The sequence below is a fragment of the Flavobacterium erigeronis genome (assembly GCF_054075165.1).
Map to the genome: position 1 here is coordinate 1 of NZ_JBSKGP010000026.1, position 881 is coordinate 881.

The window sequence follows — 881 nt, forward strand, 5'->3', positions numbered from 1 at the left end:
GAACAATGGAGTAACGACAGAAGACGATTATGCTACCGCAGCCGTAACGCCAGTTCCGCTTTCTTCTGATTTATCATTGACTAAAAAAGTAGACAATCCAACTCCGTTTGTAGGTTCTCAGGTAACTTTTGAAATTGTTATCACCAATAACGGGCCGCAAGACAATACAAATGTTGAATTGACAGATTTACTGCCTTCAGGATATACCTACAACAGTTTTACGATTTCAACAGGAACTTACGACCCTATAACGGGAGTTTGGTCACTGGCCAATATCGTTAATCAAAAATCTGAAACTTTACAGCTTACAGCAACTGTAAACGCGACAGGAGATTATTTGAATATTGCCGAAATAACAGCCGCTGATCTTACAGACCCGAATTCTACTCCAAATAACGGAGTTGCCACAGAAGATGATTATGCCACTGCTATAACAACGCCGACACTACAATACGCCGATTTATCGTTAACCAAAACCGTTAATAATGCAACACCGATTGTGGGTTCTGTAGTTACTTTTGAAGTTGTGGTAACTAATAATGGCCCGCAAGATACAGCTGGAGTAACCGTAACCGATTTATTGCCGTCTGGATATACCTACTCCAACTTTACGATTTCAACTGGAACATACAATCCGACCACAGGAATTTGGGCTGTAGGGAATTTAGAAAATGGAAAATCAGAAACACTGCAAATTCTAGCAACGGTAAAGGCAACTGGAGATTATCTGAATGTGGCAGAAGTGACCGCCAGCAATCTTCCTGACCCGAATTCTACTCCAAATAACGGAATTACGACAGAGAATGATTACGCATCGGTTTCAACCACTCCAACAGCACAATCTTCAGATCTTTCTTTAACTAAAACAGTAAACAATGCAG

General features: G+C 40.7%; 1 protein-coding gene. It reads left to right on the forward strand.

All coding sequences use genetic code 11. The features are described from left to right. Positions 1-881: DUF11 domain-containing protein (locus ACWA1F_RS23925; protein WP_456897541.1), on the forward strand; the 881-nt coding region annotated here is incomplete at both ends.